At 40.8% G+C, this 6,988-nt stretch carries 6 protein-coding genes; 1 reads left to right on the forward strand and 5 read right to left on the reverse strand.

Annotation, left to right across the window (positions count from 1 at the left end; translation table 11 throughout):
- Positions 1-73 precede the first annotated feature (73 nt).
- Positions 74-640, reverse strand: a complete 567-nt coding sequence (locus ACFWE9_RS10350) for a zinc-binding metallopeptidase family protein (RefSeq protein ID WP_377356660.1) — start codon at positions 638-640, stop codon at positions 74-76.
- A gap of 151 nt (positions 641-791) precedes the next feature.
- Here ACFWE9_RS10350 and ACFWE9_RS10355 point away from each other — a divergent pair, with 151 nt between their 5' ends.
- Entirely contained in the window at positions 792-1,898 is a 1,107-nt protein-coding gene (locus ACFWE9_RS10355; protein WP_230160568.1) for an AI-2E family transporter, read from the forward strand.
- Positions 1,899-1,952: 54 nt separating this feature from the next.
- Here ACFWE9_RS10355 and ACFWE9_RS10360 read toward each other — a convergent pair whose 3' ends face one another.
- The 4 genes from ACFWE9_RS10360 to ACFWE9_RS10375 form a co-directional block, all read right to left on the reverse strand.
- A complete protein-coding gene (locus tag ACFWE9_RS10360; RefSeq protein ID WP_377356662.1) occupies positions 1,953-3,371 on the reverse strand; it encodes an NAD-dependent succinate-semialdehyde dehydrogenase in 1,419 nt (472 codons plus the stop codon).
- 214 nt (positions 3,372-3,585) lie between these two features.
- Positions 3,586-4,854: a dicarboxylate/amino acid:cation symporter gene (locus ACFWE9_RS10365; protein ID WP_377356664.1), complete on the reverse strand. Its 1,269-nt coding sequence runs from the start codon at positions 4,852-4,854 to the stop codon at positions 3,586-3,588.
- 231 nt (positions 4,855-5,085) lie between these two features.
- Complete coding sequence (locus ACFWE9_RS10370) at positions 5,086-6,006, reverse strand: ketopantoate reductase family protein (protein ID WP_377356666.1); 921 nt, start codon at positions 6,004-6,006, stop codon at positions 5,086-5,088.
- Positions 6,007-6,153: 147 nt separating this feature from the next.
- The gene (locus tag ACFWE9_RS10375) at positions 6,154-6,708 is read right to left on the reverse strand and encodes a 3D domain-containing protein (protein WP_230160560.1); all 555 of its coding nucleotides are present in this window, start codon (positions 6,706-6,708) and stop codon (positions 6,154-6,156) included.
- Positions 6,709-6,988: the final 280 nt, after the last annotated feature.

Consider the following 6,988-nt stretch of genomic DNA (forward strand, 5'->3'; position numbering starts at 1 on the left):
GGGTTCAGCTCTTTGCGCTTCAGACTCTTTATAATGTTCAGTTCTTTTCTGATTGGTTCAACATTTCTTTTATTTATTTTAGCGGTGTTGGCATCACTTCTTTTGGTATTGGACAAACATATGATTCGTCACCTAATCGATTTTGTAGTTCTTGGTTTGCTTGTTTGATTAGTTCTGGATTTTGCATGACTTCAGCTGCTGTGGCTGCCATGGCTTTACCGGCATGTAGCATTCCTTTATGAGCAATGGAAGTAGTACCGGTTGCAACAGCTTGCCATGTGTGCAATTGTGTTCCAAGCGCGAGACAAGCGGTAGAACATTGAGCTGTCGGCACAATCCAGCTTACGTCACCTACATCTGTGCTTCCTGGCATAATGATTTTTTCCATGTTTTCATTATAAGGCAGCAGAAGATCTGAAAGTGATTTACCTCTTAATTGCATAATCGCTGCTTTCAATTCGCCGTCCACATTATACCCTAGACCAGTACCTTTTTCTTGCTCAGTTAGCGTCCTTTGAATTTCAGCGGCAAATTTCTTCTCTGATTCATCAAAATTAGGAACTCCTAATTCTTTGAAGTTTTTGTACATGACTTTTTCTAATGTGTGGTTTGGAATTATATAGATAGGGAACAGTATCATTAGGCTTTTTTCTTTTACTTTTGCATATAATTATACATTCAAGTTATAGAAGTATGGTAAACTGCTAACAATGAAGGATGATCATACATAGAATTTTTCGTTTCCTTAGAAATAAGGAGTCATATAGAATGCTTATAGTGGAGGAGATTATTTGTTCAAGCAAAAACTGCATTTTTGGACGTTAGAGTTATTACTATTGTCTTTACTTTTTTATGTTGGTACAAAAATTTCTTTTCTTTTTGAACCAATCGTGATTTTTACCTCAACATTGTTCTTTCCCATCTTGATTTCAGGTTTTCTCTACTTTTTGTTCAACCCTACCGTTGATTTCCTTGTTAAAAGGAGAGTGCCAAGGGGATTGGCGATTTTATTGCTTTACGTATTTTTCCTTGGGTTGATTAGTTTACTGGTTGGTCTGGTTGGTCCATCACTTTCTAAACAGGTTACGGACTTAATCAATAACCTTCCGGATTATTTCAATCAAGTAAGGAAGTTCATTGAAGATTCAGCTGAGTCAAAATGGTTTTTGTGGACGGTTGAACAAGATTATGTACCTCTGCAAGAAGTAGGGGATTCGCTGCAAAAATATTTGACGAACTTACCTAGTAATATAACAAACAGTTTGTCTTCGGTTTTCAGTGTGGTCACGAATATTACTTTAGTGATCGTAACGGTTCCTTTCATCCTATTTTATATGTTGAAGGATGGAGATAAACTTCCGAGTGCCATCATGAAATTCGTACCGGTTAGCTATAGAAAGCCAGCTTTAACAGTACTTCAGGAAACTGGCGGGACGCTTACTACATACATACAAGGGCAGATGCTTGTTTGTATGTTTGTCGGGATCGGAACGTTCATCGGGTATTTGATCATTGGTTTGCCTTATGCGTTCTTATTCGCTCTGATTGGTGCTGTAACCAATATCATTCCATATGTAGGTCCGTTTATCGGAGCCGCTCCTGCTGTTATTGTGGCGTTGATTCATTCACCGACCGAGGCGTTATTGGTCATTCTGGTTGTAACGGTCATTCAGCAATTGGATGGTAATTTCATTTCACCGTTAGTCATCGGGAAAAAATTGAACACACATCCGCTTACCATCATCATCCTTTTGCTCGTTGCCGGAAACATTGCCGGTATTATCGGCATGATTTTGGCCGTTCCGACTTATTCCGTTGTTAAAACGATTGTATTGAATATCGTTAAGTTCATCAGGATCCGTAAAGAGGAAAAGCTTGAAGAAGACATATTGGAATGAAAAAAGGGGACCGACTCATTTGAGCTGGTCCCTTTTTCTTAGTGTCTGAATACTTTACAAACCTAAAGAAATATATTTTACTTCCAGGAATTCTTCGATGCCTTGGTGTCCGCCTTCACGGCCAAGCCCGCTTTGCTTGAATCCTCCAAAAGGAGCTTGTGGAACGGAAGGAAGTCCATCATTCAAACCTACAATACCAAATTCAAGTGCCTCGGTAAATTTGATGCCTTTGGTGATATTTTCAGTGAAAACGTATGCCGCTAATCCGAAAATGGAGTCATTTGCCCTTTTGATTGCCTCTTCATCAGTCTTGAAGGTGGCAATTGGAGCTAGTGGTCCGAATGTTTCTTCCTTCATGCAGAGCATGCTGTCATCAATGTTTGATAGTACGGTTGGTTCAAGAAAAAGACCCCCGATTGATTTTCCGCCTGCCTCGAGCTTAGCGCCGCTGCTGATCGCTTCATCAATTTGCTTTTGAACCTTGTCCACAGCATTTTGGTCGATAAGCGGACCAATATCGACGCCATCTTCCAATCCGTTGCCTACTTTTAGTTCTTTAACTTTGGCTACAAGCTTTTCGATAAAGGCTTCTTGAATGGATTCGTGGACATAAATGCGATTTGAACAGACGCATGTTTGTCCAGCATTTCGGAATTTTGAACTGATGATGCCATCGACCGCTTTATTAAGGTCAGCATCTTCAAGAACGATTGCTGGTGCGTGACCTCCGAGTTCAAGCGAGATTTTTTTTACCGTGTCGGCCGATCCTCTCATTAGGGTTTTACCGACTTCTGTAGAACCGGTAAACGTCAATTTACGGACTCTTGTATCTTGAAGCCAGGTTTCACCGATTTCTGATGATTTTCCTGTCACGACATTGATGACTCCTTTTGGAATGCCAGCTTCCTCTGCCAATTCAGCCATTTTTAAAGCGGTAATTGGAGTCAGGTTTGCAGGTTTAATGACGACCGTGCAGCCGACAGCAAGGGCGGGTGCCACTTTTCTTGTAATCATCGCGGCAGGGAAGTTCCATGGCGTAATGACAGCCACAACACCAACTGGCTGTTTGGTCACGAAAAGCCGCTTATTGGAGACGGACGCAGGAATCGTTTCGCCGTACACCCGTTTTCCTTCTTCGGCAAACCAAGATAGAAAGCCATTTGCATAGGTCATTTCACCAAGCGCCTCTTTATATGGTTTACCTTGTTCTTCAGTCATGATTTTAGCTAATTCAGCTTTATTATCATCAATTAATCGATGCCATTTCCAAATTAATTCAGCCCGTTCGTAGACTGAGAGTGCCGCCCAATCGTTAAAGGCCTCATAAGCGGCATCTGCAGCCTTCGCCGCTTCAGTTGCACCGCCTTTAGGGACGGTGGCAACGACTTCATCCGTTGCTGGATTAATGACCTCAATTTTATCCAAACCAAAATCCGACCACTCACCGTTAATAAATAATCCGTAATCCTTCATGATAAAACCTCCCATTTTGGTTAAATCCATCAAACTACTAAAATAACTCTTAACCTTATACTTTTACCTGTTACATAAAAGTATAAACATTTTTTAGTGATTCTGAAATTTTTTTGATTGGCTTTTTTTAGAAACTCGTATATTCATTGAAGGAAGGAGAGAGAAGGCATAAAAAAAGGCGTGCAATGAGCACACCTCTTTTTCATGATTTCATTTATTTTTCAGATGAGACGGCCACTTCACCCATATCACCGGACATGCCTTGATTTGGATTGAATTCACCTTCGGATTTAGAGATGACCACAGTAGCGACACTGTTACCGATTAGGTTAGTGATGGCACGTGCTTCAGACATGAAGCGGTCGACTCCAAGCAGGAGGGCCATTCCTTCAACTGGAATCATAGGGAAAGCAGCTAATGTTGCAGCAAGTGTAATGAATCCAGAACCTGTTACACCAGCAGCTCCTTTGGATGTTAACATCAAGATTCCCAGAAGGGTCAATTCCTGCCAGATGCTTAAATCGACACCATAGGCTTGGGCGATGAAAATCGCTGCCATGGATAAGTAGATGGATGTGCCATCAAGATTGAAAGAATAACCAGTCGGGACAACCAACCCGACCACCGATTTGGAACAGCCGTATTTTTCGAGTTTTTTCATCACGCTTGGCAGAGCCGATTCTGATGATGAAGTACCTAATACTAATAGGATTTCTTCTTTTAAATAGGCTATGAATTTGAAAATATTAAAGCCGTAGATTTTTGCGATCGTGCCAAGGATAAAAATGATGAATAGTGCCATAGTGATATATACGCTACCCATTAATTGTCCTAAAGAGCTTAGAGAACCAAGGCCAAACTTACCGATTGTATAAGCCATTGCTCCAAATGCTGCCAGTGGAGAGACTTTCATGATCATGCCGACGATGCCGAAGAAAATATCGGCAATATGCTGAAAGAAGGAAACGACTGGCTGCACTCTCGGTCCCATTGCAGCCATTGATAATCCGAATAATACGGCAAAGAATAGAATAGGGAGTAAGTCTCCGCCAGCCAATGCGGCAACGGCATTATCAGGAATAATATTAGAAATGAAAGCAATGGCGCCATGTTCCGTTTCGGAAGCGGCTGTTGTATATTGTGATACATCTCCGCCTTCGACTGAGTCGATGTTAAACCCTTTACCAGGTCCCAACAGATTGACTACGATGATTCCGATGGCAAGGGCGAACGTGGTAACGATTTCAAAATAGAGCAAGGCCTTTCCGCCGATGCGGCCGACCTTTTTCATATCGCCCATACCGCCAATTCCGATTACGACGGTTAAGAAGATGATTGGTGCAATGACCATTTTAATCATTTTAATAAATAAATCAGCTAATATCTTCAGCTGTTCACCGAAAGCAGGAAAGAAGAAACCGACTGTTATACCTAGAATGATACCGATGACGACCTGAACGGTTAGATTTTTTAATATTTTCAAGGTGCATTCTCCTTTGTTATATGATAGCGCTTTCTTAACTTAACTTTAGTGTAACAGAATAAAGAATCAGAATATTCTTTTGGTGATATTGTTCTTTTTGGTCTTTTTGGTCTGAGGATTATTTATAAATGGTGGGGAAGGGGAGGAATTAATAATGATTTAGGGTTGATGTAAGATAGAGCCCGAAGAGACGCAAAAAAAATACCGGTTTAACACCGGTATTAGAGTGAATTAATTTTCAAATGGCTTTATGAGTGCATAAAGGGTTCCGATTACAGGAAGCTTCAAACCGGCCTTGTCAGCAAGACGCAGTGCGCCGCCCTGTAAATGCTCCACTTCAAGGGTTTGGCCTTTCCGACGGTCCTGATGCATGGATGAGGTGGATTCATCCGGTAAACCTGCCATGTTTTCCAGCGCCTGAGCAACATTCTGCCCGGTAATTCCGACGTCATAAGCGTTTGCAAGATCCTTCATTTCAACAAGGACCTTTTCTAGCAATCCATTTGTTTCAGGAAAGCTCCGTATCTTGCCGATAGGGAGGTTGGATGCGGTTGTTACACCGGAGAATGCGGTAATGAACATGTATTTGATCCACATCCTCATTAATATGTTTTCCGTTCTGCTTGCCCTCATGATAGCTGATCCTACCGCCTGTTCAAATTCATCACAAATCGACATCTGTGATGGGTGAAGCGGGCCATAGATTAAATCGTGATTATCATTGGAGTGAATGACATGACCCTTTTCATCAAGAGTGGCGATGATGAATGCGCTTCCTCCCATGACGGCTTCCCCGCCAAGTTCGTCCTGTAAAATCGAGATATGCTCCAATCCATTTAAAAGCGGAAGGACCTTTGCGCCCTTTTCAACAAGAACCTTTAAGTCTGGGATAGTACCAGGGAGATGCTGACCCTTTACGGCGAGGATGACCAGGTCAACTTTTCCTAAATCATTAACATTTTCAATGATATGCGTTTCGTTAAATTGGTAGTTTCCGTGCGGGCTGGTAATACGAAGGCCGTTTTCTTCCAATTGTTTGGCCCGGTTTTTTCTGACCAGGTATTGAACATGCTGCCCGGCCTCCTGTAATCTTCCTCCAAAGTAGGAACCGAGTGCCCCGGCGCCAATAATGACAATATTCAAAGTGCACACCTCTCTTTTAATTAAGATGTACTAATCATAACATTGACGGAATTTTCGGTAAATATTTAACGTATGATGGTAACATGTTGTTTAGAAGTGTTACGAATGGGGAAAAACAAAAAACCAGCCTGATAGGTTTCAGGCTGGTACTTACTATTATTTATAGACTTTGACTTTGACCGTTTTTCTACCCCAATTGATAGCTTTTGATTTAGAAGAGTAGAAGACGTCAATTTTATTCCCTTTGATTGCGCCGCCTTTATCTGCCGCAATGGCCTCCCCGTATCCCTCTACGTGAACTTTTGTTCCTAGTGGAATGACCTTAGGGTCGACTGAAATGGCTTTTACTTTAGGGTTTTTCTTTAAGTTAAGACCTGATGCTGTAATACCGCTGCAACCTTTACAATCCGCAGTGTAAGCTGTCGCATTCACGGTGATCGTTTTATATTTCTTGGCTGATGTCGTTTTAGCTTTAGGTTTAGAAGATGTTGAAGTTTGCTTAACCTTTAAAACTTGTTTTGGATGGATGTTATCTTTTTTCAGGTTGTTCCAACTTTTGAGTTGATTGACTGTTATATTATGTTTATTGGCGATACCCCATAGTGTGTCGCCGCTTTTGACTTTGTATGTAGTAGTAGCAGCCGATGAAACTCCGGAAAAACTAAATACCAGGAAGAAAGCAGTGAAAAGTGGAAGTAGTATTTTTTTCAAAATGAATAGTCTCCTTTGTTTTAAATCGTAGACTTAGAATAACAGGTCTATATGACAATAATGTTTCGGTGGAATAGTAATTGTGTTACAAAAAAATTTCTCTTGATAAATAAATGTAATATATCGTGGGTATAAAGCCCTTGTTTTTAAAATGATATTCATTATTTATGTTGTCAGTATGAGCACTTTTTTGTTTAATGATGTTGGTAAAATGGTATATTTTGTTTTAATGTATAAAAAATGGTTGTAAAATATTTAGTTTTAAAGTCCTGTATATCTC

The organism is Peribacillus sp. NPDC060253, from assembly GCF_042727425.1.
Lineage (GTDB): Bacteria > Bacillota > Bacilli > Bacillales > DSM-1321 > Peribacillus.

What these genes read in the sequence shown, in the direction of transcription:
- ACFWE9_RS10360 (WP_377356662.1), bottom strand. Translation starts at nt 3,371, where the DNA reads ATGAAGGATTACGGATTATTTATTAACGGTGAGTGGTCGGATTTTGGT.
- ACFWE9_RS10350 (WP_377356660.1), bottom strand. Translation starts at nt 640, where the DNA reads ATGATACTGTTCCCTATCTATATAATTCCAAACCACACATTAGAAAAA.